Origin of the sequence: Pseudomonas anatoliensis (assembly GCF_017976235.1) — a bacterium.
In the GTDB taxonomy this organism is placed as follows: Bacteria; Pseudomonadota; Gammaproteobacteria; order Pseudomonadales; family Pseudomonadaceae; genus Aquipseudomonas; species Aquipseudomonas anatoliensis.
The window spans coordinates 1,242,633-1,267,669 of the sequence record NZ_JACVHC010000001.1 but is presented as its reverse complement, the minus strand read 5'-3'; the positions used below and the strand labels follow the sequence as shown (position 1 = coordinate 1,267,669).

Annotated in this window: 19 protein-coding genes, 1 tRNA gene and 1 pseudogene; 13 read left to right on the top strand and 8 right to left on the bottom strand. The window is 52.7% G+C overall.

Translation table 11 applies throughout. The annotated features are described in order from the left end of the window. Together ICA16_RS05485 and ICA16_RS05480 are read left to right on the top strand one after the other, a co-directional pair. A partial coding sequence (locus tag ICA16_RS05485) for an Ig-like domain-containing protein (protein ID WP_228734132.1) occupies positions 1-1,364 on the top strand: 1,364 nt, incomplete at its 5' end. Between the two features lie 99 nt (positions 1,365-1,463). Then, entirely contained in the window at positions 1,464-2,009 is a 546-nt protein-coding gene (locus tag ICA16_RS05480) for a hypothetical protein (protein ID WP_210700155.1), read from the top strand. 847 nt (positions 2,010-2,856) lie between these two features. Here the strand turns inward: ICA16_RS05480 and ICA16_RS05475 are convergent. Then, the gene (locus ICA16_RS05475; RefSeq protein ID WP_210700154.1) at positions 2,857-3,015 is read right to left on the bottom strand and encodes a hypothetical protein; all 159 of its coding nucleotides are present in this window, start codon (positions 3,013-3,015) and stop codon (positions 2,857-2,859) included. Between the two features lie 15 nt (positions 3,016-3,030). Between ICA16_RS05475 and ICA16_RS05470 the strand changes: the two genes are divergently transcribed. The 6 genes and pseudogenes from ICA16_RS05470 to ICA16_RS05445 all read left to right on the top strand — a co-directional run bounded on the left by ICA16_RS05470 (position 3,031) and on the right by ICA16_RS05445 (position 10,906). After that, positions 3,031-5,331, top strand: a complete 2,301-nt coding sequence (locus tag ICA16_RS05470) for a type I secretion system permease/ATPase (protein ID WP_210700153.1) — start codon at positions 3,031-3,033, stop codon at positions 5,329-5,331. Then, entirely contained in the window at positions 5,321-6,571 is a 1,251-nt protein-coding gene (locus ICA16_RS05465; RefSeq protein ID WP_210700152.1) for an HlyD family type I secretion periplasmic adaptor subunit, read from the top strand. The genes ICA16_RS05470 and ICA16_RS05465 overlap by 11 nt, the downstream gene beginning before the upstream one ends. A gap of 2 nt (positions 6,572-6,573) precedes the next feature. Continuing rightward, entirely contained in the window at positions 6,574-8,061 is a 1,488-nt protein-coding gene (locus ICA16_RS05460; RefSeq protein ID WP_210700151.1) for a TolC family protein, read from the top strand. A 176-nt stretch (positions 8,062-8,237) separates the two neighbouring features. Next, the gene (gene tnpB / locus ICA16_RS05455) at positions 8,238-8,465 is read left to right on the top strand and encodes an IS66 family insertion sequence element accessory protein TnpB (RefSeq protein ID WP_228734131.1); all 228 of its coding nucleotides are present in this window, start codon (positions 8,238-8,240) and stop codon (positions 8,463-8,465) included. A gap of 111 nt (positions 8,466-8,576) precedes the next feature. Further along, positions 8,577-10,071 (top strand): annotated as a pseudogene (gene tnpC, locus ICA16_RS05450) (IS66 family transposase). Positions 10,072-10,279: 208 nt separating this feature from the next. After that, a complete protein-coding gene (locus tag ICA16_RS05445; protein WP_228734130.1) occupies positions 10,280-10,906 on the top strand; it encodes a serine protease in 627 nt (208 codons plus the stop codon). A gap of 97 nt (positions 10,907-11,003) precedes the next feature. Here the strand turns inward: ICA16_RS05445 and ICA16_RS05440 are convergent, their stop codons facing one another. The 3 genes from ICA16_RS05440 to ICA16_RS05430 form a co-directional block, all read right to left on the bottom strand. Then, entirely contained in the window at positions 11,004-14,669 is a 3,666-nt protein-coding gene (locus ICA16_RS05440) for a transporter substrate-binding domain-containing protein (RefSeq protein ID WP_210700150.1), read from the bottom strand. An 86-nt stretch (positions 14,670-14,755) separates the two neighbouring features. After that, positions 14,756-15,457: a response regulator transcription factor gene (locus tag ICA16_RS05435; RefSeq protein WP_210700149.1), complete on the bottom strand. Its 702-nt coding sequence runs from the start codon at positions 15,455-15,457 to the stop codon at positions 14,756-14,758. A gap of 471 nt (positions 15,458-15,928) precedes the next feature. Beyond that, positions 15,929-16,016: transfer RNA gene (locus ICA16_RS05430), tRNA-Ser, on the bottom strand. A gap of 122 nt (positions 16,017-16,138) precedes the next feature. On the opposite strand from ICA16_RS05430, the gene ICA16_RS05425 reads away from it, so the two are divergent. Beyond that, positions 16,139-16,810 (top strand): Bax inhibitor-1/YccA family protein, encoded by a 672-nt coding sequence (locus ICA16_RS05425; protein WP_007915443.1) that lies wholly within the window; start codon positions 16,139-16,141, stop codon positions 16,808-16,810. A 65-nt stretch (positions 16,811-16,875) separates the two neighbouring features. On the opposite strand, the gene ICA16_RS05420 is transcribed toward ICA16_RS05425, so the two are convergent. Both ICA16_RS05420 and ICA16_RS05415 read right to left on the bottom strand, forming a co-directional pair. Further along, positions 16,876-17,202: a YceK/YidQ family lipoprotein gene (locus ICA16_RS05420; protein WP_210700148.1), complete on the bottom strand. Its 327-nt coding sequence runs from the start codon at positions 17,200-17,202 to the stop codon at positions 16,876-16,878. A 57-nt stretch (positions 17,203-17,259) separates the two neighbouring features. Continuing rightward, on the bottom strand, positions 17,260-17,697 hold the full coding sequence (locus ICA16_RS05415; RefSeq protein WP_007915449.1) for an Lrp/AsnC family transcriptional regulator: 438 nt from the start codon (positions 17,695-17,697) through the stop codon (positions 17,260-17,262). A 148-nt stretch (positions 17,698-17,845) separates the two neighbouring features. Between ICA16_RS05415 and ICA16_RS05410 the strand changes: the two genes are divergently transcribed. After that, a complete protein-coding gene (locus ICA16_RS05410; RefSeq protein WP_210700147.1) occupies positions 17,846-18,739 on the top strand; it encodes a DMT family transporter in 894 nt (297 codons plus the stop codon). A 4-nt stretch (positions 18,740-18,743) separates the two neighbouring features. On the opposite strand, the gene ICA16_RS05405 is transcribed toward ICA16_RS05410, so the two are convergent. Together ICA16_RS05405 and ICA16_RS05400 are read right to left on the bottom strand one after the other, a co-directional pair. Continuing rightward, positions 18,744-19,784: an FUSC family protein gene (locus ICA16_RS05405; protein WP_191626443.1), complete on the bottom strand. Its 1,041-nt coding sequence runs from the start codon at positions 19,782-19,784 to the stop codon at positions 18,744-18,746. A 46-nt stretch (positions 19,785-19,830) separates the two neighbouring features. Further along, complete coding sequence (locus ICA16_RS05400; protein WP_210700146.1) at positions 19,831-21,456, bottom strand: NADP-dependent glyceraldehyde-3-phosphate dehydrogenase; 1,626 nt, start codon at positions 21,454-21,456, stop codon at positions 19,831-19,833. 345 nt (positions 21,457-21,801) lie between these two features. Here ICA16_RS05400 and ICA16_RS05395 point away from each other — a divergent pair, with 345 nt between their 5' ends. The 3 genes from ICA16_RS05395 to ICA16_RS05385 all read left to right on the top strand — a co-directional run bounded on the left by ICA16_RS05395 (position 21,802) and on the right by ICA16_RS05385 (position 24,852). Further along, complete coding sequence (locus tag ICA16_RS05395) at positions 21,802-22,164, top strand: c-type cytochrome (RefSeq protein WP_210700145.1); 363 nt, start codon at positions 21,802-21,804, stop codon at positions 22,162-22,164. Positions 22,165-22,240: 76 nt separating this feature from the next. Further along, positions 22,241-23,569 (top strand): D-arabinono-1,4-lactone oxidase, encoded by a 1,329-nt coding sequence (locus tag ICA16_RS05390; protein WP_210700181.1) that lies wholly within the window; start codon positions 22,241-22,243, stop codon positions 23,567-23,569. After that, complete coding sequence (locus ICA16_RS05385; RefSeq protein ID WP_228734129.1) at positions 23,569-24,852, top strand: DSD1 family PLP-dependent enzyme; 1,284 nt, start codon at positions 23,569-23,571, stop codon at positions 24,850-24,852. Before ICA16_RS05390 ends, ICA16_RS05385 begins: the two co-directional genes overlap by 1 nt. Positions 24,853-25,037 lie beyond the last annotated feature (185 nt).

The window sequence follows — 25,037 nt, the reverse complement described above, 5'->3', positions numbered from 1 at the left end:
AAGACAACCTGCTGGGCAGTGTTGAAGTGGATGGAAAAGGCAACTGGAGTTTCACGCCAAGTCCACTGAACAACGGTGAGCACAGTTTCACGGTCATTAATGAAGACAAGGCTGGTAACGTCGGCGCGCGGTCCGATGCTTATGTAGTAATTGTGGATACAGTGGCACCGCACAAGCCGACGATTGACACCGTCTACGATGATCAAGGCCCTATTAAGGGTAATTTGTATCCGGGTGCGGTGACCGACGACACCAAGCCGACCATCAGTGGTAAGGCGGAAGCTAATAGCACAGTAGTTATTTACGATAAAACTAAACAGATTGGTAGCGTAATGGCTGACAATTCTGGTAACTGGAAATTCACACCAAAGAGTGACTTGATTACAGGGGGGCATAGCCTTACTGCTTTTAGTAAGGATGAGGCAGGTAATGTTAGCGGCGTTTCTAAAAGTTTTGATTTTACTGTTTCAAAGTTCTATTCTGGCTCAGAATGGTTTGGTCATGACGAAACTATTCCTGTATTTGCGCAGCGGGTATTCGGATCTGGTCTAGAGGTAAAGGTTGTCTCGGGAAGAAGTTATGTTGGGTCGAACTCGATTGCCGGTCACAAAGGTGCGCTGCTAGTTACTAAAAATTCTGAGTCCGAATTCCGGCTTCCTGGAGTGGCGGAAAGTCTGCATATTGAATACGGAATGCTCCATACTACTCCTGCCACAATAAGAATTATTGGGGTGGGGGGTGCAACCCTTAAATATTCGACACTAAGTGTTACAGATAATGGTTTTTCAGTGTTCGATTATAAGGTGCCTATTGGTAAAAGAATTATCGGTTTTGATATTGTAGCTGGTGATGAACCTTTGAATGACAATGGATTTCTTCTTGAAAAGGTAACATGGGGCGGTTCCAGCATCTCCAGCATCTCCAGTAATGAGATTGTAAGAGATGCTTTGACTGATATTGCTTCGGGAGAGCATATTTTGCAGAGTGCTTCCACTGAAAAAAATGTCGAATCTTCCCATGGTGAGCACGATATTAGTGTACGAGCTGTCGCTGAAAACCAGAGTGCTAGCATGACTAAAGTTGTTTTTGATGATGATCAAATGCAAAAGCTTACTTTGGAGGACATGCTGGATGCTGCGACTAAGAATCTACTTGTTGACGACGGGCATATGCAGTTCTTGGTAGGGAAGGGTGAATGTGAAAATATCCAACTCAAAGACTTGCTGCCCGAAGGTGCCGAGCTGAGTGATTGGGATTCTATGGGGGAAATAAAGGTGGCTGGTGTTGTTTATGATGTTTACCAACATCAAGGGCTAGATGCTGAGTTGATTTTTCAGCATGAGATAGCTTCTGCCCTGATTTAACTCTCGTGAGGCGCTACCTTTGTGTCGCCTAATTAATTAAGTAATTCTCACTTTTGGTGTGGGCGTTGCTATTTTGCGACGCCCAAGTTGGAGTTTTCTATGTTAAAGCAAAAGAAACAATTGCTTTTCGGGTTTTTGACAGCGGCCCTTGTAGGTCCCTTGTCTTTTGATGTGGGTGCGGCTCCCTCGGCCGCAGCGTTTGGTGCCGAATATAAGTCAGGTGTCGCACCGTCCCACGAACAATCGCAAGTTATATACTATCGCAAGACTGAGCCTGATTCTCCGGGCGGAGCAGCTTTTATATACGTCGATCATAAGTTTCACAATAGCTTGTTGTTGGGAGGGTACACCCGGTTTTGCTTGGCACCAGGAAAACACGTGTTAGGCGGGTTTATGAATGAAGTCCCTCTTTATTTAGGTAAAGCCAATAAAGATTTTGAAATTGATCTAGAAGCGGGGAAAACCTATTTTTTTCGCGTAAGTAATAACAAGGCTCTTCAATCTGTACATATTGCCGAAGCCGAGCATGAGTTATTTACCCATCGAGAACAGCGGCATACCCTTTCCCGCGCTTCTAATGTGCAAGAATGTGGGACCAATCAGCAAGTGGTGGTTGGGGTGAATCTGAATCCGTTAGACCACTGATCAAGAGGCTTCCCAAGGTGGGCGGCGGAAGCTGCCCATTCAGGCCAAACGTACGGAGTGGTTCACGCCGCGGGATGTTGCTAATGTTTATATTGAGCGAGAATTTCATGCGAGTCTGTTGCCTGATAGCTACAGTGCGTTTTTGTGTTGTACCTGTTGCCCACACTCTAGGTGCTTAACTCGAGTGTGAGCCACTTTGCTAAGGAAAGAGTAGCAAGCTTTGCCAGGCGATATTTTATGATGGCGAGATTTATTTTTTACAAGTACGCTAGGGTAGAGATACATTGCCGATGATTGTGTGGTGTAATAAGTTAGAGTCATATTTTAAGCTTGCCTATGCGCGACGGCACGTGCTGTCTAGCTCTTCTTAAGTCGAAATCTGTAGCAATTACAGTTTTCTGTAGTGAGTAATTGAACTAATCGAGACTATAGCTTAACAGCGGAATGGCTCTTTTCAAAGGTAGTCTGATTATTTTGCGGAAAAACGAAACCCTTCGTCAGTCTATACGTAGCGTGGAGAGAGGCGTGCAAACCTAAAAATTATATTTAGGGGTATGTGGCTTCGCTTTGTAACTAGACTCAGAATCAACTAATCGAATTGCAGCGCGCCGATACGGTGCACGAGGATCTGGTTTTCTGAGTATTCCACAACTCTGATGCGCACATCTAGCAGTGGCCACCGAGATCCTGTGATCAATATCTGTTATGGCAACCTTAGCGAGTAACGCAAATGTTTCCCACACAATAACTAATCGCGTGGACTTGAAGGCTCAATCGAAAAATGATTTGCCCATGAATAGCGTAGTGAGACGCGTATGCATAATTATTCCCGATCTACATGTTATTTTTAAGACAATTCTTGTTCCGGCGCTTGCGCCAACGCATCAAAATCCTGTGCCAGCTTTAATTCTCGAATTGGTGTGCCTGTCACATCGTTACACAAATTGCGTAAATCACTTGCAAGTATCACTTTCAGCGACCTGTCATTTGGCGCGCGCTTGCTCATCCCAGGATTTTTTCGATGGATATTGACATGCCTGTAGCCTCAAGCATGGAAACTAAGATTCTACCCCCGCACCGGCCTAGTATTCAGGACTCTTTGTTAGAGAGCGTTTCTTGGGTCTGTGATTATTATGACCTTGGCAAAACACCGGAGGCCTTAACCGCAGGATTGCCAAAAGGCTGCCTGTTGTCTCCCTCACTAGCACTGGCAGCGTTGGAGAATACGGGGTTTTCGGCCGGGCTGGTCGAGAGGCGAGCTCAGGCTCTGCCATTGCAGCTGATGCCGATAATTTTGCTTCGAAAGGAGCAAGGGGGGGCGGTATTGGTGGGGCGACGTGAAGAAACCGATGAAAGGGGCAAGCGTTGTTTCTTTTACCAACTGATCCTACCCGACGTTAGTTTGCACGCAGTTGAGCTCGGACAGGCCGAGATGGATGAGTTGTACGCAGACTATGCCATCCTTCTCAAACCACGAGCCAAGATCGATGCGCGTGCTGGGGCACAACTCCCTAAGCCGACGGGGCATTGGTTAGTGAGCACATTATGGCGATACCGCCAGTATTACCGAAGTGCGGCGATTGGTGCAGTACTGATTAACGTACTTGCTCTAGCGAGCATTTTTTTCACCATGAATGTGTATGATCGCGTGGTTCCTAATCAAGCATTTGTAACATTATGGTCGTTGGGTATTGGTGTGACGGTTGCCATGATCTTCGAGGCAGTTGCTAGATATGTCCGTGCTCACCTCCTAGATATGGCTGGTAAGAAAGCTGATTTGTTGTTGGGGGCAATGCTATTTCGCCAAGCACTATCGATTCGGATGGAGCATAAACCCTCATCATCAGGTTCATTTGCCAACCAGTTGCGCGAATTTGAATCCGTGCGCGATTTCGCCACTTCAGCGACCTTGGCCGCCGTCTCTGACCTACCTTTTGTTTTAATGTTCGTCGGAGTGATCTTTGCTATTGGGGGGGCACTCGGATTTGTGCCGCTGTTGTTAATCCCCTTGATCGTGATTATTAGCGTGATGATCCAGTGGCCGCTTGCTCGCACTATGCAGGAGAACCTGCGCGAGACATCCCTCAAGCAAGGAGTGTTGATCGAGACTGTCGAGGGCTTAGAAGCACTCAAGTCCGTCAGCGGAGAAGCATTCATGCAGCGACGTTGGGAAGCGTTCAGCGCGCTTGCCTCTGCTACTTCAATGAAGTCACGCAAGCTATCCACTATCGCGACTGGAATAGTTACTTTTTTTCAGCAACTGCAGACGGTTGTGCTGGTGATCTGCGGGGTTTACCTGATTGATGCTGGTGAGCTCACCATGGGCGCGATGATTGCCACTGTAATGTTGGCTGGGCGTGCTACGGCCCCACTGGGCCAAGTGGTTGGTCTGGCTGTACGCTTTCAGCAGGCCAAGGCAGCACTTAACTCGCTGAACAAATTGATGAGCTTGCCAGTGGATCGTGATGTAAGTCGTGAATACCTGGCTAAGCCACCTCTTACCGGACAACTGAGCCTTAAAGATGTTGGCTTTGCTTATCCAGCACCGCCCATGCAATCCAATCCTCCGGTATTACAGGGAATTAATCTGTCCATTAAGGCTGGCGAGCGAGTGGCTTTCGTGGGCCGCATCGGCAGTGGCAAATCAACCCTGCTGAGGGTAATGGCGCGCCTTTACATGCCGGTAAGCGGACAACTTTTCAGTGATGGTCTGGACGTGGATCAAATTGATCCAGCTGACTGGCGTAAGCTAGTGGGATACGTTGGACAAGATGCGCGGCTTTTTTACGGATCATTGCGCGAAAACGTCATGATCGGTCGCCCCCACGCCACCGCTGACGAGTTTTTAAGAGTTCTTCGCCTGACTGGACTTGACCATATCGCCGCGCAACATCCGAAGGGCATTAACTTGCCAATTGGTGAAATGGGGGAAGGTCTGTCTGGGGGGCAGAGGCAATTGGTGTCATTAGCCCGTAGCTTGCTCGCCCGCCCTCAGGTGCTGCTACTTGATGAGCCTACCAGTGCGATGGATAGCCAAACAGAGGTTGTCTTTCTGCAGCATCTAAGACGTGCCATCGAAGGTCAGACGGTCGTGGTGGTAACACATCGAACCTCCTTGCTGGAGTTGGTCGAGCGAATTGTAGTCGTCGACGGGGGAAAGATTATTGCTGATGGACCTAAAGCGCAAATCCTGGCAGCGTTGGCTGAAAAAAAACACGTAAAAAATGATACCCGTTCAAAATTCGATGCGGGTTCCAGTGCAGAGAATGGCAAAGGCGAGGAGTTAATAATGGCACCCCAGGAAGCAGTCGATGATCTGTAAAATTTTTCATCGTGAGGAACGCTCTACAACTCCTTTAGCGCCTGGCGATGCTGCTTATATGAATGATGTACGAGAGTCTTTACTGACTCAGGGCACTCCTGGTTCGAGACTGATGCTTTATCTGATTGCCGTCGTACTTATCGGTGGACTGGTTTGGGCTCACTTTGCGCGGGTTGAGGAAATCACCCGCGGCGACGCGAAAATCATTTCTAGGAGTCGAGAGCAAGTGATTCAAAGTCTCGAAGGCGGAATTCTTTCTGAGATGCAGGTGAGCGCAGGGGATATTGTTGAGAAGGGCCAAATACTACTGCGTATTGATCCCACCCGTGCGCAGTCGAGCTATCGCGAAGCTCTATCCAAAGTTATTGGTCTGAAGGCAACGATCACTCGCTTGCGTTCCGAAGCGTACAGACAACCATTAGAGTTCGACGACATTGTGAAGCAGGATCCTGCGGTAATTTCCCAGGAAACTCGCGCTTATGTCGCACGCAAACGCGCCTTAGACGAAAGTGTGAGTGCGCTGGAGCGCAGCTACGCCTTGTCTAAGAAGGAAGTCAATATGGCGGAGCCGCTGGCTGCTAAGGGTTTGATGTCTGAAGTAGAGCTATTGCGCATTCGGCGACAAGCCAACGAGATCAAGTCGCAGATCGTGGAACGCATCAACCGTTTCCAAGCGGATGCTAACTCTGAACTGACTAAGGCAGAGCTCGAGCTTTCCCAGATCAGTGAAAACTTGGTAGGTCGAGCTGATATAGTAGATCGTACGACAATAACTGCGCCAGTACGTGGAACAGTTAAGAACGTTCGAGTTAACACTATTGGCGGAGTTATTCAGCCAGGTGAGCACATTATGGAGATTGTACCGCTTGAGGAGCAGTTACTTGTCGAAGGAAAAATCAAACCTTCTGATGTGGCATTTCTGCATCCTGGATTGCCTGCAACAGTAAAAATTACAGCGTATGACTATGCGATTTACGGGGGGCTCAAAGGACGAGTGGAACACGTTAGTCCGGACACCTTGAAAGATGACGATAAGCCTGGAACTAATCGGAAGGAGGGCGATAGTTATTATCGGGTATTGGTATTGACTGAGAGTAGTGAGCTGAGTGCCGGTGGAAAAAAATTGCCAATTATCCCGGGAATGATTGCTTCAGTGGAAATTCGTACCGGTGAAAAAACAATTCTTGACTACCTGCTTAAGCCTGTACTCAAAGCGCGTGAAGCTTTCCGGGAACGATAACTATGAAAATAAACTACCAGTCTCGGTCATGGTCTTGGCCTAGCAGTGCATCTCAGCGTTCTCGTGTCTTATCTCTATCTCTGGGATGCCGAGTATTGGCTCTATCGTCTGTTCAGTTATGTTCAGTAAGCGCTAATGCTCAAGCTTTTGATTTCGCTGGGATATCGAAACTTCCTCCGCACACCATAGAGGCCCCGGTTGCGCATGGTGTTACGGCTTTGGCAACAAAAGCTTCACGGAGCCGGCCTAGTCGAACGAGGGGTGTTGGACCGTCAGAAAAGGAGCTACGCGCGATATTCTATCAGGCGGTTCAGGCCGCTTTTGAGCGTAGTCCTCAGGTCCAACGCGCTCAGGCAGACTATAAAGCGTCACTTGCGGACATAGACGAGGCGAAGGGGCAGCGTATGCCACAGGTTGATCTCGGTACCCAAGCTAAGTCAGCGAGATTCGGTCCAGGTGCAGATTACGACGCGGGGGGAGGTGGCGGAGTCAGCCTTAATGTGACTACGCCTGTTTATGACTGGGGGCGGATTCGCAATACCATTAAAAGCCGCAAGTATTTATCCAGAGCCGCAAATTCTAGTGTTGAAGCCGAACTGGAAAACTCAGCCTATGAAGTCAGCTCTAATATGGTTGAGCTGGGCAAGCAACGTGTTATCGTCGAGATAAGCAAACAGTTTGTGCAGCGCATGGATGAACTGGTCAGAATGCTTGCTGGAATTGTTTCCGTGGATAAGGGAAGGCTTAGCGAATTGACACAGGCAAAGGCACGTCTGTTACAGGCAAAAGCGGCGTTGAATTCTGCCGAAAGCCAAGTGCGTGATACTGAACTCAATTTGCGCAAGCGCGTAGGTGATCGACCATTAATGCTCCCGCAAAGTCCCAAATGGAATATCCATTTTGCGGATCTCGACACATTGTTGTCCAAAGTTGATGACAATCCTTCTATTCACTTGAGTAAGGCACAGGCTCATTCGGCTGAGTTGGATGCGCAAGTCGTGCGCTCTTCCTCATTGCCGCAATTGAATTGGGTTGTCAGGAAAACTACCGCGCAGGATGGATTAGGTCGAGAGCAGCCTTGGGAAACCACATTATCGTTAACTTGGGCTGCGTTTCGTGGAGGCTCTACTCGTGCATCCGAGCGAGCGGCACTTCAGCGTGCAGAGTCGAGCCGGCAGCGAACAGAGGAGCAACGCTTGGATTTGGAGTATCGGATCCGTACCGCAGATCACGATGCGCGCACTTTGCTGGGACGTGCTGAGCTTTATCGTGATTTAACTTTGGAGTCTGAGCGCATCAGATTAGCATTTTTTGAGCAGTGGTATCACTTGGGGAAACGCAGTCTTTTGGATGTACTGATTGCGGAGAACGATCACTACAATAACCAGGTCGGTGAGGTTTCTCAGCGTTTCGATGGCTATAAAGCGATTCTGCGACAGTATGCCGGAGCTGGCTCATTGACGGGTTGGCTGGCGGGTTCTCAGTGGTGATAAGGCCGTGAGGCGTTTGTATTCAATGGCCAGTTGACGAGCGAGTGCGGCTTATGATGCAGGAGTGTGAATGCGACAAACCACCACGGCGTCATGCCGCATCTTCGCAACCGCTCCATAACACCACATTCAAACCGCTTAGCTGATCCCAAAGGCTGTATGCTAAAGTCGATAAATTGTATCTGTACCCCAAGCCAGTCGATTTCCGAAAATCTATCGACGGCTTGGCTTCGCTGGTCGAACTGGATATTAAAGTCGCAGTATTCGATCCTGTGCTTTTTGTTTTCCTCAATAAGCCGCACAACCGAGTGAAGATATTGTACTGGGAGCGCAACGGCTTTTGCGTTTGGCTCAAGCCCTCGAATCCGTACGATTCAAGACATCGGCCGACGTCAACGATGTAGAGGACGGTCCAGGAACTCAACTGGACGATCGATGGATTTGACCTCAGGCGCAACCGTCCCCATCATGTTTAGACACCGCGTTTCGTAGCTTAATTCGGTTCAATCTATGACATGATTTCAATGCCCGTAAACCTCGCCGACGATCCTGAATTGCTTAAGCAGATGCAGTCAAGGGGCGGGTTTCTCGAAGAAGAAAACGCGTTATTACGTCTCCGCTTATTCAGGCGCAAGTCCGAGCCAACAGCTGATTCGGCAACGCCGTAGCAGGCCTCTTCAACGAACTAGGAATTGTCGTCTAGCCTTTTGATGAAGCCTCAGATGAAGAGGCTGTCGCTCCAGCAAAGCGCCGCGGCAAACGCAAGCCACTGCCCGCTGATCTACCAAGTATCGAAGTCATCCACGAACTTCTTGAACATGAACTGACGTGCGTCTGCGGCTGCTGCAAACATTCCATTGGCGAAGAGGTCAGCGAGTAACTTGAAATCGTGCCGATACAAATCCCTGTGATCAAACACGTACGTAAAGTTTACGGTTGCTTCGACTGCGAGATGGCGCCGGTCACGGTTGAAAAGCCGGCTTAGTAGAATGAAAGAAGCATGGCCATCTAAAGTGTTCTGGCGATGCTGCTGACCACCAAGTACGTGGATGGACTGCCGCTTCACCGTTTCGAAAAAGTCTTGGGCCGTCACGGCGTCGATATCCTTCGTCAGACGTTGGCACGGTGGGTTATCCAGTTCGGCAAATACTTCCAGCCGCTGTTGAATTTAATGCGCGATGCCTGTTAGGCAGCCGTGTTGTCCACTGCGGTGAAGCACGGGTACAGGTGTTGAAAGAGCCAGACCGAAACCCAAGCAGTCAGTCCTGGATGTGGTTGCAAACAGTAGGCCCGGCAGATGAACGAGTGATCCTTTTTGAATGCTCCACCAGCCGCGTGCAGTGGTGCCAATGCGCCTGCTTGATGGTTATTGAGGCTACGTGATGATTACGCGGGATATGACGCGTTGAACGCGCAGGTCGGAGTTGAGCGTTCGGGCTGCAGGGCGTACGCAAGACGCAAGTTTGTTGAAGCGCTAAAAGTGCAACCCAAGGGCAAGTCGGGACTCGCCGATATCGCGCTGAACTTGATCAATAAGCTATATGGCGTCGAGCGTTCTGAAAGACGCGGGCGACGACGATGGTACAAATGGTCGTCATGATCGGAGCTTGCCAGTGCCGGCTTAGTTAGAAAGCTGAATGAGAAGATGCAGCTGCAAGTGAAGTCTCAAAACACCTTGGGCAAAGCCATCGGCTATCTGGCAAACGACTGTAAAAAACTGGGGCGGTACTGTGAGGAAGGCTACTAGCTGATCGACATCAACGCTGCCGAACGTGCGGTCCGGCCATTCGTCATCGGAAGAAAGAACTGCTTGTTCAGCGACACAGCCAAGTCTAGACAGCCAAAGCCAAAGCCAAAGCCAAAGCCAAAGCCAACGGTTAAGAGCTCTACGTGTGGATACGCCACGCATTAGAACGGCTGCCACTTGCGACCACCGCTGAAGATTACGAGGCCTTGCTGCCGTGGAACTGCTCGCGTGCGTCGTCTAGTTGGGGGCGTTACCTATCTTGAAGTCGGTGGGGTTATGGAGCGCTTATGCATCTTCTAAGGGGGCGAGCTGAACGTTTTCGAATAACGTTAGATATTTAGTTCTTTCGCCACTGGCGAGCTACCAATCCTCCTTCTAGTCTTGAGTGTCGCAGCGCTTCGTTTGGATCCGCTGCACGCGGCGAAGCTTAAGGCTTCCTGGCGTTTATTTGTCACAGGAGGAGGGGGGGGTATGCACATTTTCTTAGGCTGTGCTTCTTTGTTGATGTTGGTCGGCTGTAACGGCCTCCCAACAGTCATTCCCCACGAACACCTATATCAGGGGCACTTTATTGTCAGCTCCGGTTTTCCTTTACCTTATTTATTCCAGGTTAACGCTGTACAGTGGAATAGTGATTATGCCGTGACAGTCAATCATATACCGCTGATACCGAATTTGGTTCACACCTGCAGCCTTGGCTGTGATTTAGCTTTTATTAAACACAGCGCCGATGGGACGGTCCCTACATGGAGAAATTTTGTTAAAGGTGAAAAGGTCACGGCGGTCGGATTCAGTCCACTGATGATGAGAGTTCAGGGGGAAGGGGTAGCCAAAGAGCTGCGCTTAAGATTACCGGATGATGCTGATGAGGCGTCATACGCAATCAACGATGCACCCATCGTCGTAGGTATGTCTGGAGGGCCAGTGTATGGAAAGGATGGTGCGGTACTCGGTATCACTGTTGGGATCTGGGTGGGTGAGAAGCCTGAGTTTGGCGAACTAAAGAAAAGTAATCGGATCAGCGTTTATTTACCATATGACGTTATTCTTTCGGAGTGGCAGAAATTCAGCCTACAGGTTGGCGACGCCTCCATGTGAGCATGATTTAATTCGCTTGACTCGTGGCAGCCAAACTTCTGGATTGCCAGTTCAGAAGAGGTTGTTTCATAAAAAGCATTTTAAATAAATATCTGGTTTAAGTTGTGGTCAACAACAGGTGAGAGGCTTGGCTTGTAATGAGGGCGTTAAGGTTCTTTAACTTAATAATCAGCTCTTTCTGCAACTCCTCTAACCGCAAAGCAGTTCTCTGAATGTCCATCAGGTTGGTAATTGGCGTTCGACAAGCGGCTTCGAAGTCAATGCAGGCGCTGATTACTGGGCCGTCATTGACAATTCTTGCAGCACCCAAAATACGGTGCGCTAGATCACCGAGCAATGAGGGGTCAGGATTTCCAACGCAGTCTTGGAGCTCTAGTAGGTCTTTCTCAAAGCTCAGTAAGGCCTCTTCCAACAACGCGTGTAGCATTACTGAATCGCCATCGGTAAGTTTTTGTAAATACTCCAAGGTCGAGCATGGTACGGTATCTGAAGTATCAGTCGATGCGCCGTGATGAATTTTTTTGGCCGAGTATTGACGATTCAACAAAAGGCTAGATAAATGCCCCAAGCTTATAGGCTTGAACAAACAATCGTCCATGCCAACCTTGAGGCATTTAGTCTTTTCGTCGGGTTGCGCATTGGCCGTGAAACCGATTATCTCACAAGGCTCACGGTTTGATTGGTGTTCTTCTTGGCGAATTGTGTAAGCGAGGTCGTAACCGTTCATTAATGGCATATTGCAATCGGTAATTACAATGTCAAACGGCTCGTTGCGCCACAGTTCAAGTGCTGCTGCGCCATTTGGTGCTTCGCGCACTGTTTGGCGGAGATAACTAAGTTGTTGCACTAACAGTGACCGATTTGCACTTTGATCATCCACCACCAATATACGAAAGGCAGTGCTGAGAGGAACGCAATCGGCCTTTGGACTCACCAATTTGTTATAGATTGGCTCGAGTATGTTGAAATACAATGAAACATTTAGGCAGGTTCCTTTGCCTACTACGCTTGAAATGTTCAGATGCCCGCCCATTAGCTCACATAATGATCGTGAAATTGCTAAACCCAAGCCTGTGCCTCCTCGGGACATTGTGCCGTGATTGGCTTGGGAGAATGGTTGGAACAATATCCGTAAGTCTGAATCGGAAATGCCGATTCCAGTGTCCTCTACCTTCAGGTCAACCTGCAGGCGTTCGTCGGCGAGACGCTGACCGCTGATGGACACGCGTACCTCGCCTGTATCGGTAAACTTGATCGCATTACCCAACAGGTTCGACAGCACTTGTTGAAAACGGGTCGGATCAACCAAAACATCGCATCCGACATTCGCATCAATGTCCAGGCGTAAAATCAGGCCTTTTTGCCGAGCCAATCCGTCAAAAACCCGTGCGACTGATTCCACTAGTTCCCTTAGATTTGCTCGTGTGGGTGATAGGCTTACACGGCCAGACTCTATGCGCACTACGTCCAAGATGTCGCCGATCAGCTCCAGTAAACCTTTAGCGGAGTTATACGCAACTTCGATAGAAGGCCGATCGAAATGTCCTTGTTCTGCACGTTTGAGCGTGAGCTCTAGCATCCCGATCACTGCGCTCATAGGGGTGCGGATTTCATGACTCATTGTTGCGAGGAAGGTGGTTTTCGCGCGACTGGACTCGTCGGCAATTTTTTTGGCAGCGCGTAATTTCTCGATAAATTCCCGACGTTCGCTGATGTCGATCCAGCCACAGATCACGCCCCTCACCTGACCGGTGGTATCATGAAAGGGATGTATCCAATGATAAATTTCTAACTTGGTTTGTCCCACATGAAGTGTACGGTCCACCTCATAGGGCTGGTCTTGTTGGATAACACGGAGATAATCTTCGTGAAATTGTACCGCCTCTTCACGATCACTCTTGCCACTTTCTAGGACTGTCTTCCCTATGACATCCTGTCCGGTCAAGCCGAAGGTCTCCAAGTAGTTTTTATTACATTTAAGCAGCTTGCCCTCTCGATCTCGCACGTAGATCGGATGCGGGGTTCCGTTAATCAATGCCGCCATAAATTTGAGCTGATCGTTTAGCAGACGTTCGCTCAAGCGCCGCTTGCGAATCTGCCGGCGAATATAAAAATTCCATACCACCGAGCACAGGGTGATCAGGAAAGCTATACCTCCGATTTGATAAATTAACCACTTGTAATCGCGCCAAGTAAGCCCCGAAAAGGCCGCAATCGGGCGCCAGCGGTTGAGTACAACATCGAGATCATCTGGCGGAATACTCAGTAATGACTTGTTGAGGATCGATACCAGCTCTGTGTCGGCACGGCGAGTCGCAAATGATAAAAACCCTTTGTTACTCCCGACAATGCTGGTGATTTGAAGGCGATCTTCATAGAGGTGGGCGATATAATATCGTGCGCCGTGCAAGGTCGTGATCATTGCTTCGGCTTGACCATCATCAACTAGTGCCATTGATTCGAGAACTGTAGCTCCTTCGACAATTTGGATATCAGGATACGTGCGCAGCAACTCGCGTTCAGCTGAATCGATCGGGACAACTACTCGCTTACCTCGTAGTTCCTCCAAGCTTGTTGGAGGAAGTGCGGTCTTGGCCGTGATAATCGCAAACGGGCTAGAAATAAAGGGGTGGGTAAAGCGCATCTTGCTTTCACGGGCGATTGTCGGAGATAAGAGCGACAGGTCGGCTGTACCATTGAGCAACTCGCTACTCAATTCAGAAAACTTTTCTGTGCGGTGCACCTCGATCTGGAGTCCGGTGCGACGTTGGATTATCTGCACCAAGTCTGCGGCAACACCGCTAAAAATGCCTTGCGAATCAAAAAACGCAAATGGTGCCAAATCGTCATTTATAACAAATCGTGTCACTGGGTTTTGTTGTAACCAGCGCTTCTCGCTAGGCGAGAGTTCAATTTTTTTAGACGTTAATGCAGCTCCGCCTCCAGACCAGCGGTTTGTGATTTCATCAGTGCGATGTTCGCCTATCGCTAGCAGTGCTACATTTAGTAGTCGACGCAATTGCTCATTGCTACGCCGGAAAGCAAAGCTGAAGCCGGCGTTGCTGAATTCGATAAATGAATGAAGTTTTACATAGTTGAAATAATTTAGATTGATCAGGTAACTGCTAGTAAGTGTATTCCCCAAATAAAGATCTGCCTTGCCGAATGCCAATGCGGCCAACGCCTGCTCGTCCGAGGTGTAGGGAGTGAAATCAGCTTTCGGATACTTCTGATGAAGGTGCTCTAAGGGTAGGTAGTCGTCAGCAATCGCGACTTTTAATCCTGCCAAATTCGTAGGAAATGATCGGCGATCATCTGTACGCATGAATAGCGCAGGCTCAGCCTTGATATAGGGTGTACTTAAAACCACAAGACCGTTTCTGGCTTCAAAGCTATTCGAACTGCCCAGCATATCGATTTCACCGGTTTCTAACCCAACTAAAGCACTTTTTCGGTCCGGATAAGTTTTTACGGTAATTTCAGTGTGCAGCGCGTGGCTGATCATGCAAGTTACGTCAGCGTTAACGCCTTCATAGCGTGAGCCGCTGGCAGTCATTGCGTAGGGAGGGAAGTCAGGTTGAGCTACACCCAAAACTAAGCGGCGTTTTTCCCGCAGCCAAGACCAGTCCTCTTCGGGAAGAACAACCTGCAGGTTTTCACTGTTGGATCGACCATACAGAGTTAGCGATGGTTGGCTAGTTGCTGTCGCGAAGCCCGTGCTAATTAGAAACAGAGCGACAACAACGATTAAACCGCGCAGCATAATGAGTTTGACCTGATTTCGGTGAGATGTATCATTTGGAAGAATCTGATGTGCCCCTAGCACGAGCCTGAGGATAAGATTAGCGGTTAGTGTGGGCCTTTAGAGCTGTGTTGTAACTTGAATAACTCCGCATCACCGCGAATTCCAAGTTTCTTGTAAGCAGACTGTTTTTGCCCGCTGATGGTTTTGCGACTACGGTAGAACTTCAGGGCAATCTGCGTGACACCAAACCCCTCAAGGCAGCAGCGTAAAACTTCTCTTTCTTTTGGAGAAAGCAGCGGGTTGTTCAGGAGCGTATCGGTGTGGGGCGTGAATGGGGTCTCTAAAGCTTGGGGCTCGTTGCCGCATACCGGGAGAGAGCGTAGATCAAACGCCGTCTGGGCAGAAAGGTACAGGCGCCCAGAAGCAGTTGTTCGAATAGCTTTAATGAGATCATCAACTGGTTGGGACTTTCCAAAAAAGCCGCATGCGCCTGCGCCGATTGCCATATTGATCACGGCGGGCCTCTCTTCGGAGGATGATATGAGGATCTTGAGATCTGGATATTGTTTACGCAACTGTCTGATGAGGTGCAAACCATCCAGCTCACCGTCGTGCAGTTTGTAATCTAAAATCAACAGGTCGATCTCTATTTCTCGCATAGCTGAAAGCAATTCGGCGCTACCCGCATAGACTCCCACTATTTTGAATTCCGCTTCGCGGGCCAAGCGAGACTTCAAGGCTAGCCTAATCAGCGAATGATCATCCAGCACCGCCACACGTAAGGGATTAGCGATAGACCAGTTCAAAATGACCTCCAGGGCTCGTCAGGCTCATCGTGGGTTTCATAATTTGTAAAGATGAGCTCTTCCAAAAAACAGTATTAAATTGATTTAAGACAATTCTCGGTTGCTCCTCCCCCTTGAGGAATACGGAATTGTCTCAAAATGCTCGCTGAGGTGGATTGAGAGGGTGCGCCATATCCAAGGGACTTTGATAGGAGCCTGCACGGTTACGTAGTCATTTGCTTCTTGGCTACCCGCCTTTTTGACTCCTTGCTGAGGGCATTTGATGAAGGTCAGCTCCGCTCATAAGCGCTAATCTAGATGAGCCCTTGGGCCTCGTGCTGGCCAAATGCGCCATCTGCGTAGCACTAAATTCATACGAGGTTGCGGAAATCACCCAAAAGATGCGGAAACGATCTGGAATTGGAGCGCGTGCTTCTCACCACGCAGAAACGCCAAAGCCCTGAATAATCAGGGCTTTGGCGGTACCAAATATGGCGGAGGCGATGGGATTCGAACTCATGGACCTGTTACAGTCGACGGTTTTCAAGACCGTTGCCTTAAACCACTCGGCCACACCTCCGTTGCGTTGCGGGCGCCATAATACCTGAATGAAACACACTGTCAAACTCTCTGCATGGCTTGTTACAGAGCGTCTGTTATGATCTTTGCGACTGAACGTTTCAAACCAACAGGAGTGTCGCCATGCGCGAACAGGATTACGCAGTTAATAACAGCGTGCAGGCTGAGCAGCTAGAGGTTAGCCGCGTCCTGCGCAACACTTATGGTCTACTCGCTCTCACCCTCGCATTCAGCGGCGTGATGGCGTTCGTGGCCCAGCAGATGCGTGTTGGCTACCCGAACATTTTCGTGGTGCTGATCGGCTTCTACGGGCTTTTCTTCCTTACCAACAAACTCCGTGATTCCGCGTGGGGCCTGGTGTCCGCCTTTGCGTTGACCGGTTTCATGGGTTTCCTGCTCGGCCCGATCCTCAATCGTTACCTGGGCATGCAGGGCGGCGCTGAAGTGGTCAGCTCCGCGTTCGCGATGACGGCACTGGTGTTCGGCGGTCTGTCGGCTTACGTGCTGATCACCCGCAAGGACATGAGCTTCCTGGGTGGTTTCATCACCGCCGGTTTCTTCGTCCTGCTGGGTGCAACGCTGGCGAGCTTCTTCTTCCAGGTCAGCGGTCTGCAACTGGCGATCAGCGCAGGTTTCGTGCTGTTTTCGTCGGTCTGCATCCTGTTCCAGACCAGCGCCATCATTCACGGCGGCGAGCGTAACTACATCATGGCGACCATCAGCCTGTATGTATCGATCTACAACCTGTTCATCAGCTTGTTGCAGATCTTCGGCATCATGAGCCGCGACGACTGATCGCAGTCCATGAAATAACAAAAAACCCGCCTAGGCGGGTTTTTTGTTGCCTGCAGAAAAGGTGATCAATTGATCACGATGCTGCCATCGGCCTGTTGTTTGTAGATCGTGTAAGGCAACAGCAGTGTGTCCAGCACCCCTGACAATGCGGCATCCACCAGCACACCGGGCGTTGCGTTGTTGTAATTGAACGCATCGACATCATCCGGCCGCTCTGCGTGCAGCAGGCAGAAATCATAGGTCACGCCGCTGTAGATCCGCGGAACGGCGCCGCAGTGGGACTTTATCTCTCTCAGATCGTTCGCAGCGACGTGGTCACTGCGCACCACTGTCTGCACGGTCCCACAACCAGCGAGCATCAGCGTCGCCAACATCATTGCCTGAATTTTCATACCGCCAATCCTTAGCCGCAAAAACCTCAATTTACGCCGAACGCAGGTAAAAAGCATTTATGCCATGGGTGGCAGTCGGCGTTTGACTGGCGTCTTCTTGACGATCGCCGTATTGGTTTCGGCCAGGGTGTTAAGGCGATCGAGCAGGGTGTCCAGCTGTTCCATTGAGCGTACGTGCAGGCGGGCGATGAAGCAGTCCTCGCCGGTAACCTTGTCGCACTCGGTGAATTCGGGAATCGACAGAATCTGCCGCTCCACCTCTTGCAACTGCCCCGGTAGCGGGCGCACGCGGACGATGGCCTGCAATTGATAGCCAAAACACTTGGGGTCGATTTCGACGGTGTAGCCCTTGAGCACGCCGCGTTCTTCCAGTCGGCGCAAGCGTTCGGCCACGCTGGGCGACGACAGGCCGCTGATCTGCGCCAAGGCCTTTAATGAGCGTCGCGAATCCTCCATCAAGGCACTGATGAGGATCTGGTCGATGTCATCGGTCATGGTCAATCTCCGGCATTAGGCAATTGATGCAAACAACCCTCGATAAAAAAGGCAGAAACCGAGTTTAGCCTGCTTTTTGCGCTGGAGTGGCCCTGTGTCCACTTGGCATACTTTTGCCACGCATTCGCCAACGCTGAGGAGATTGAAGATGGACAACCCGATCCGTCGCGGCTCATTTGAAATGACCGCCGCCATGCTGATATCCGGGACGATCGGCTGGTTCGTACTGGTCTCCGGGCAACCGGTGCTGGACGTAGTGTTCTGGCGCTGTGTGTTTGGGGCCGGCACTTTGTTGCTGATCTGCGCGGTTTTCGGTTTTTTGCGCCCCGGCTTACTGACGCGCACTACATTCTTGCTGGCGGTACTCAGCGGCGGGGCGATTGTCGGCAACTGGGTGCTGCTGTTTGCCTCGTATTCCCGGGCCTCGATCGCGATTGGCACAGCGGTCTACAACGTGCAGCCGTTCATGCTGGTCGGATTGGCGGCGCTGTTCCTCGGCGAGAAAATAACCCTGCAGAAACTGTTTTGGCTGGCGATTTCCTTTATGGGCATGTTGGCGATTGTCAGTGCCCATGGCCAGCAAGGCGAGGGCGGTAGTGAGTATCTGCTGGGCATTGCCCTGGCATTGGGCGCGGCGTTTCTCTATGCGATTGCCGCGTTGATCATCAAGCGCCTGACGGGCACGCCACCTCACTTGATCGCGCTGATCCAAGTCTGCACCGGCGTGCTGTTGCTCGCGCCATTCGCGCACTTTTCTGCACTGCCGCAAGCGCCGAGTGCATGGGCCAGCCTGGTGACGCTGGGCATCGTTCACACTGGCCTGATGTACGTGCTGCTATATGGCGCGATTCAGAAGTTGCCGACAGCGTTGACGGGCGCACTGTCGTTCATCTACCCGATTGCAGCGATTTTCGTCGACTGGTTAGCCTTCGGTCATCGCCTGGAAGTCCTGCAATGGGTGGGCGTGGCGGCGATTCTGCTGGCCGCTGCCGGGATGCAGCAGGGCTGGGGTTTCAAGGCTCGGCGACTGGCTGCGCAGTAAAACGTCAAATGTTCCAGTGCGGGGCGGTTTTCGCCAGGCGCTGGCGCATCTCGCCAATGTTCGCGGCGAGTTGCCGGGTCAGCAATCGATAGCCATCCAAAGCACTATAAACCGGTGCATCAAGGCTAGCGTCCGGCAATTCCGCTGGCCGATCCAGACGCTGCGCCGCGCCGGATTTCAGGGCGCGGGCCATACCGATCAATTGCACGCGAATCTGCCGATGTTCGGCCTTCAACGCTGATTGCAGATGGGCCATGGCTTCGGGGTCGTTGGCATCGGGGCGTGTATTACCGAGAATCTCCAGTGTGCTGATGCACATGCGCAGGTTGCGCTGGATGGCATCGAGTTCAGTCATGGAGATCTTCACTTCCTTGGACACCGAAGGCATCAGCGAACGCAGTTGCACCATCACCGCACCCAGGCGGCCCATCAGTTTCAGATGTTCGTCGGCGCTGACCGGTTGGCCGCTGATGATGCGTCCGTAAACCGTGGCGCAATCGCGCAAGGCATCGGCGAGGTTGTAGCGCCACGAGTACACCGCGTACAGCGGCAGGGCGAAGGAGAACGCCAGCGCCAGGGCAATGCCGATCAGGATGTCGACCCCGCGCCACAGCCCATCCGTGATCGGATTGTCGCCGTGCCCGGCGACAATAAATACGGTGATCGCCGAGAGCAGGGCGGTGTAACCACCCTTGCCGATGGCGTGATACGAGAAGAAGCCGCACACCACGGCCATGGCAAAGTAGGTCAGCCACGGCATACCGAGCCACGCCTCCTGCGCCACGAGCAACAAACCGACGCCGGCACCGATCAAGGTACCGGTGGCGCGTTCGGCGGCTTTTTTGCCGATGTTGCCGTGGTGCTGCAAACCGCCGATGACCACCAGCATGGTCACCGACGCCCACTCGCCGTGGGGCAGGTTGATGCCGGTGGTCAGCAGGATGGTTGCCAGCAACCCCAAAGCCACCCGCACCGCGTGGATCAGTCGGGCGTGGCGGTAGCGCCGGTAAGGGTCCAGCAGCGGACGCAGGATTCGGCGCAACAGCGGTGGCAGTCGGTGGGTGCTGAACGTACTCAGTGCAAGGCCCTCGTCAGAAGATGTAGTCGGTGGTCAGGAAGCTCGAATCGCGTCCGCGAATGATCTCGCTGATCAGATCCTTGTTGCTGTCCTGGAACTTGGTGGCCACCAGCGTGCGGATCGAAAACACCCGCAGCGCATCGTGTACCGACAACGTGCCTTCGGCGGAGTTCTTGCGGCCGTTGAACGGATAAGTGTCCGGGCCACGTTGGCACTGGGCGTTGAGGTTGATCCGGCCGACCTGATTGGCAAACGTGTCGACCAGCCGGCCTACGGCCACCGGGTTGGTGCCGAAGATGCTCAACTGCTGGCCGAAGTCCGATTCCAGCACGTAGTCGATCACCGTATCGAGATGGCGGTACGGCACGATCGGCACCACCGGGCCAAACTGCTCTTCCTGATAGACGCGCATCTGCGGGTTCACCGGGTAGAGCACAGCCGGGTAGAAGAACGACTCGCGCGACTCACCGCCATTCGGGTTGACCACTTCGGCACCCTTGCTGCGCGCATCTGCGACCAAGCCATGCAGATAATCGACCTTGCCCGACTCCGGCAGCGGCGTCAGCGACACTCCGCTGTCCCACGGCATGCCCGGTTTCAGCGTGGCCAGTTTGGTGTTGAATTTTTCGATGAAGCTGTCGACCACATCCTCATGGACGAAGAGAATTTTCAGCGCGGTGCAGCGCTGGCCGTTGAACGACAGTGATCCGGTGACCGCTTCGCTGACGGCGTTGTCCAGATCGACTTCCGGCAGGACGATGCCGGGGTTCTTCGCATCCAGCCCCAGTGCGGCGCGCAAGCGGTGCGGTTTCGGGTGCAGTTTTTTCAGGTCACTGGCGGCCTTGTTGGTGCCGATGAAGGCGAAGATGTCGATTTTGCCGCTGGCCATCAGTGCGCTGACCGTTTCGCGGCCGCTGCCGTAGATGACGTTGATCACGCCGGTCGGGAAGCTGTCGCGGAACGCTTCGAGCAATGGGCGAATCAGCAGCACGCCGAGCTTGGCCGGTTTGAACACCACGGTGTTGCCCATGATCAGCGCCGGAATCAGCGTGGTGAAGGTCTCGTTCAGCGGATAGTTGTAGGGGCCCATGCACAGTGCCACGCCGAGCGGCACGCGGCGAATTTGCCCGAGCGTGTCCTGCTCCAGTTCGAAACGGCTGGAGCGGCGGTCGAGTTCTTTCAACGCATTGATGGTGTCGACGATGTAGTCGCAGGTGCGGTCGAACTCTTTTTCCGAGTCCTTGAGGTTCTTGCCGATTTCCCACATCAGCAGCTTGACCACTGCGTCACGCTGCTGGCGCATGCGCCCGAGGAACGCTTCAACGTGCTGAATGCGTTCGGCCACGCGCATGGTCGGCCACAAGCCCTGACCACGGTCGTAGGCGCGGACGGCGGCGTCCAGCGCGGTGAGGGCAGTGTCGGCGTCGAGCAGGGGTGTGCTGCCGAGAATCACTTGCTCATCGCCATTTTCGCCGTGCAAATAGACCGGGCTGCGAACCGTGGCGAGCGGGCCGTCCCAGCGGCGCAATTGCCCGTCGACCAGATATTCGCGCTGCTCGACCTGACCGTCGAGGCGGTATTTCTCCGGGATGTCGCTGACAGAAGGGAACAGATTGCCAAGGATGTTTGCTGTGGTCATGTCGCTACCCCGTGTTGATGTCTGCGTGCAGATCAAAAAGTCTGTACAGGTTATACGCCTGAATGCGGCGAAATTTAAACCCGTAAATATCAGGCAAAGGGCCGAAACAGAGAGGGCGGCGCCCATCGAATACCCTGTAGGAGCTGCCGCAGGCTGCGATCTTTTGACTTTGCCCTTCAAAAGCCAGATCAAAAGATCGCAGCCTGCGGCAGCTCCTACAGGGGGATGTTTGAAATGGCTGGCCCCGTAAGTCCCCCTCGCTGTCCCGCAATGCCCTCAAGCCTCTCGCGTCGCTGCCTTAAGGTGTGATCACAACAATAAGTGATGCCACACAAGAGGATCGTTATGCGGGTAATCCGATTCACTTTGCTGCTGGTGTTGGCCATGACACTGCCCGGATGCGGTGACGACGCCAAACCTGCGATCACTTCCAGCATCGCCAGCAGCGCTATCCCGTCCGACGCGGCACTGGCGCAGATCTACGCCAACAGTTGCCAACTCTGTCACGCCAACCCGGCCGCCAATGCGCCGCTCACTGGCGACCGCAAAGCCTGGGAACCGCGGATCCAGCAGGGCGTCGACACGCTGCTCGATCACGCCATCAACGGCTACAACGGCATGCCGCCGATGGGCCAGTGCGTCGAGTGCTCGCAAGAGCAGTTCCTGCAATTGATCGGCTTCATGGCCGACCAGCCTCTTCCACAATAAGGGTGCGCGCATGACGATGGATCTGACACGGCGTCAGTTGTTGCAACGGGCGAGCATTGTTGGCGCGTTCAGTGCGTTGGCGAGCAACCCGGCATTGGGCCAGTTGATGCGCGCGCCACGGCTGATCCCTTGGCGTAACTGGTCGGGCGCGCAAAGTTGCCTGCCGGCGGCGCGTCTGGCGCCAAAAAATCTCGATGAGCTGACGACAGTGATTCGTCAGGCTCAGGGCAAAATTCGCCCGGTCGGTTCAGCGCATTCGTTCAGCGCCTTGGTGCCCACCGACGGCACATTGTTGTCGTTAAGCTACTTCTCTGGGCTACTCGATCACGACCCGAAAACCCTGCAAGCCGAATTCGCCGCCGGCACACCGATGTCGCGCATGGGCATGCCGCTGAAGGACGTCGGCCAAGCGCTGCATAACATGGCCGATATCGACTATCAGACCCTCGCCGGCGCGATTGCCACCTCGACTCACGGCACCGGTAAAAACTTTCAGTCCTACTCGGCCCACGTCTGCGGCATGCAGTTGGTGACGGCCAGCGGCGAGGTGCTGGACTGTGACAGTCAGCGCCATCCGGAAGTGTTCAATGCCGCCCGCGTGTCTCTCGGTGCGCTGGGCGTGGCGACAAAAATTCGCCTGCAAAACCGCCCGGCCTATCGTCTGCGCGAACGCCAGTGGATCGCCAAAACCGAAGAGCTGCTGGAAGACCTCGACACCAACACCCGCGAAAACCAGCACTGGGAAATGCTCGTGGTCACCCATTCCGACTACGCCTTGTCCATCGCCCTCAATGAAACGGACGACCCGGCCACGCCGCCGATCAGCCCTGAAGAGGAGGGCGGCAACGAGTTCGTCACCCTGATAGAAAAGATCGACAAGTACGCCAGCGACTTCCCCGATCTGCGCCGCACCATGCTCAACAACCTGCGGCATCTGGCGAGTTTCGATGACCGGGTCGGCGACTCGTTCGACATCTACGCCAACGTGCGCACCGTGCGCTTCAACGAGATGGAGTACTCGGTGCCAGCCGAACACGGCCCGGCCTGCCTGCGCGAGATTCTCAAGCTGATTCAGGACAAGGATCTGCGCACCTGGTTTCCGATCGAGTATCGCTACGTCAAAGCCGACGACATCCCACTGAGCATGTTCGAGGGCCGCGACAGCTGTTCGATCTCGGTGCACCAGCATTACCAGATGGACCATCACAATCTGTTCGCCGCCGTCGAACCGATCTTCTGGAAGTACAACGGCCGCCCGCACTGGGGCAAGTTGCACACGCTCAACGCGAAAAACCTGCAACCGCTGTACCCGCGCTGGCGTGAGTTTGCCGAGGTGCGCGAGGCGCTTGATCCGAGCGGGCGGTTTCTCAATGCGCATTTGTCGTCGATTCTGGGGGTGAGCTGATGGCGGTCAATCGACGTAACTTTGTGCTGGGCACGTTAGGTGTCGGGGCTTTATTGGTGGGCGTCGGCGCATGGCTAAAACCGGGCGATCGCGGCGGGCCTTACAGCGACTATTTCCTCGCGCTGAATCGCGAACTTAAAGAAAAAGGCCCGATGCGCCCGGTGCTGTTGATTGATCTGGATCGTCTCGATCACAACATCGACGTGGTCATGCAGTCGGTCAAACGTGGCGGCAAGCAGTTGCGATTGGTGGAGAAATCGCTGCCATCGCCGGGGTTGCTCAGCTATATCGCGCAACGTACCGGAACGCAAAAACTGATGTCGTTTCATCAGCCGTTTCTCAATCACGATGCCGTGACGTTTCCGCAGTCGGATATCTTGCTCGGCAAGCCGTTGCCGGTGCGCTCGGCCGAGCTTTTTTATCAAACCCATAAAGGCCCGTTTGATCCTGCCAGGCAGTTGCAATGGCTGCTCGACAGCCCTGAGCGTTTGCAGCAGTACCTGGCGCTGGCGCAGGGTTTGGGCACGCGGATGCGCATCAACATCGAGCTGGATGTGGGCCTGCATCGCGGCGGAGTCAGTGACGTGAACGTGCTGGGACAGATGCTCGCGCTGATCAGTGCCAACCCGCAGCATCTGGAGTTCGCCGGGTTCATGGGTTACGACCCGTTCGTGGGCATGGGGGTGCCGGGGATTCTAGGTTCGCCCGAGGAATTGTTTGCCAGGGTCATGGTGATTTATCAGCGCTGCGTTGATTTCACTCGCCAGCAATTTCCGGAGTTGTGGCATGACGGTTTGTGCCTGAACACTGCTGGTAGCCCGAGTTATCGCATCCATGAAAACGAAAAGCTGAGCACGGAAGTCTCGGTCGGTACGGCGATGCTCAAACCCACGCATTACGACTTGCCGTCGCTGGTCGATCATGTGCCGGCGACTTACATCGCCACGCCCGTATTGAAAAGCACTGGCGCGGTGAACATTCCGGCGCTGGACGACAAGTCGAAACTGTTCTCGTGGTGGGACCAGAATCAGCGCCAGACCTTTTTCATCTACGGCGGCAACTGGATGGCCGAGTTCGAATCGCCGCAGGGGCTGCAAAGCAACACTGTTTACGGCCGCAGTTCGAATCAGGAAATGGTCAACGGCTCGAACGCGGTGGGCTTGAAGATTGAGGATCAAGTCTTCCTGCGCCCGACCCAGACCGAAGCCGTCCTCCTGCAATTCGGTGATTTGCTGGTGGTGCGTGGCGGCAAGATCGTCGACACCTGGCCGGTGTATACCTGAGTTCACTTTTAGCCCAGACACTACAAAACCCTGTGGGAGCAGGCTTGCCAGCGATGAGGTCGGCACATTCAACATCATCGGTGACTGACACTCCGCCAACGCTGGCAAGCCAGCTCCCACAGGGTTCTCCATCGGGTTCAGAATATTTTCAAAGTGCTGGACGCCATCAAACAACAAAGATCGAC

Bases quoted from the DNA above. Each gene is read 5' to 3' on its own strand.
- ICA16_RS05465 (WP_210700152.1), top strand. From the start codon at position 5,321: ATGATCTGTAAAATTTTTCATCGTGAGGAACGCTCTACAACTCCTTTA.
- ICA16_RS05415 (WP_007915449.1), bottom strand. From the start codon at position 17,697: ATGACCGATGACATCGACCAGATCCTCATCAGTGCCTTGATGGAGGAT.
- ICA16_RS05425 (WP_007915443.1), top strand. From the start codon at position 16,139: ATGCGCGAACAGGATTACGCAGTTAATAACAGCGTGCAGGCTGAGCAG.
- ICA16_RS05475 (WP_210700154.1), bottom strand. From the start codon at position 3,015: ATGAGCAAGCGCGCGCCAAATGACAGGTCGCTGAAAGTGATACTTGCA.
- ICA16_RS05445 (WP_228734130.1), top strand. From the start codon at position 10,280: ATGCACATTTTCTTAGGCTGTGCTTCTTTGTTGATGTTGGTCGGCTGT.
- ICA16_RS05420 (WP_210700148.1), bottom strand. From the start codon at position 17,202: ATGAAAATTCAGGCAATGATGTTGGCGACGCTGATGCTCGCTGGTTGT.
- ICA16_RS05385 (WP_228734129.1), top strand. From the start codon at position 23,569: ATGGCGGTCAATCGACGTAACTTTGTGCTGGGCACGTTAGGTGTCGGG.
- ICA16_RS05460 (WP_210700151.1), top strand. From the start codon at position 6,574: ATGAAAATAAACTACCAGTCTCGGTCATGGTCTTGGCCTAGCAGTGCA.
- ICA16_RS05410 (WP_210700147.1), top strand. From the start codon at position 17,846: ATGGACAACCCGATCCGTCGCGGCTCATTTGAAATGACCGCCGCCATG.
- ICA16_RS05470 (WP_210700153.1), top strand. From the start codon at position 3,031: ATGGATATTGACATGCCTGTAGCCTCAAGCATGGAAACTAAGATTCTA.
- ICA16_RS05395 (WP_210700145.1), top strand. From the start codon at position 21,802: ATGCGGGTAATCCGATTCACTTTGCTGCTGGTGTTGGCCATGACACTG.
- ICA16_RS05400 (WP_210700146.1), bottom strand. From the start codon at position 21,456: ATGACCACAGCAAACATCCTTGGCAATCTGTTCCCTTCTGTCAGCGAC.
- ICA16_RS05480 (WP_210700155.1), top strand. From the start codon at position 1,464: ATGTTAAAGCAAAAGAAACAATTGCTTTTCGGGTTTTTGACAGCGGCC.
- ICA16_RS05440 (WP_210700150.1), bottom strand. From the start codon at position 14,669: ATGCTGCGCGGTTTAATCGTTGTTGTCGCTCTGTTTCTAATTAGCACG.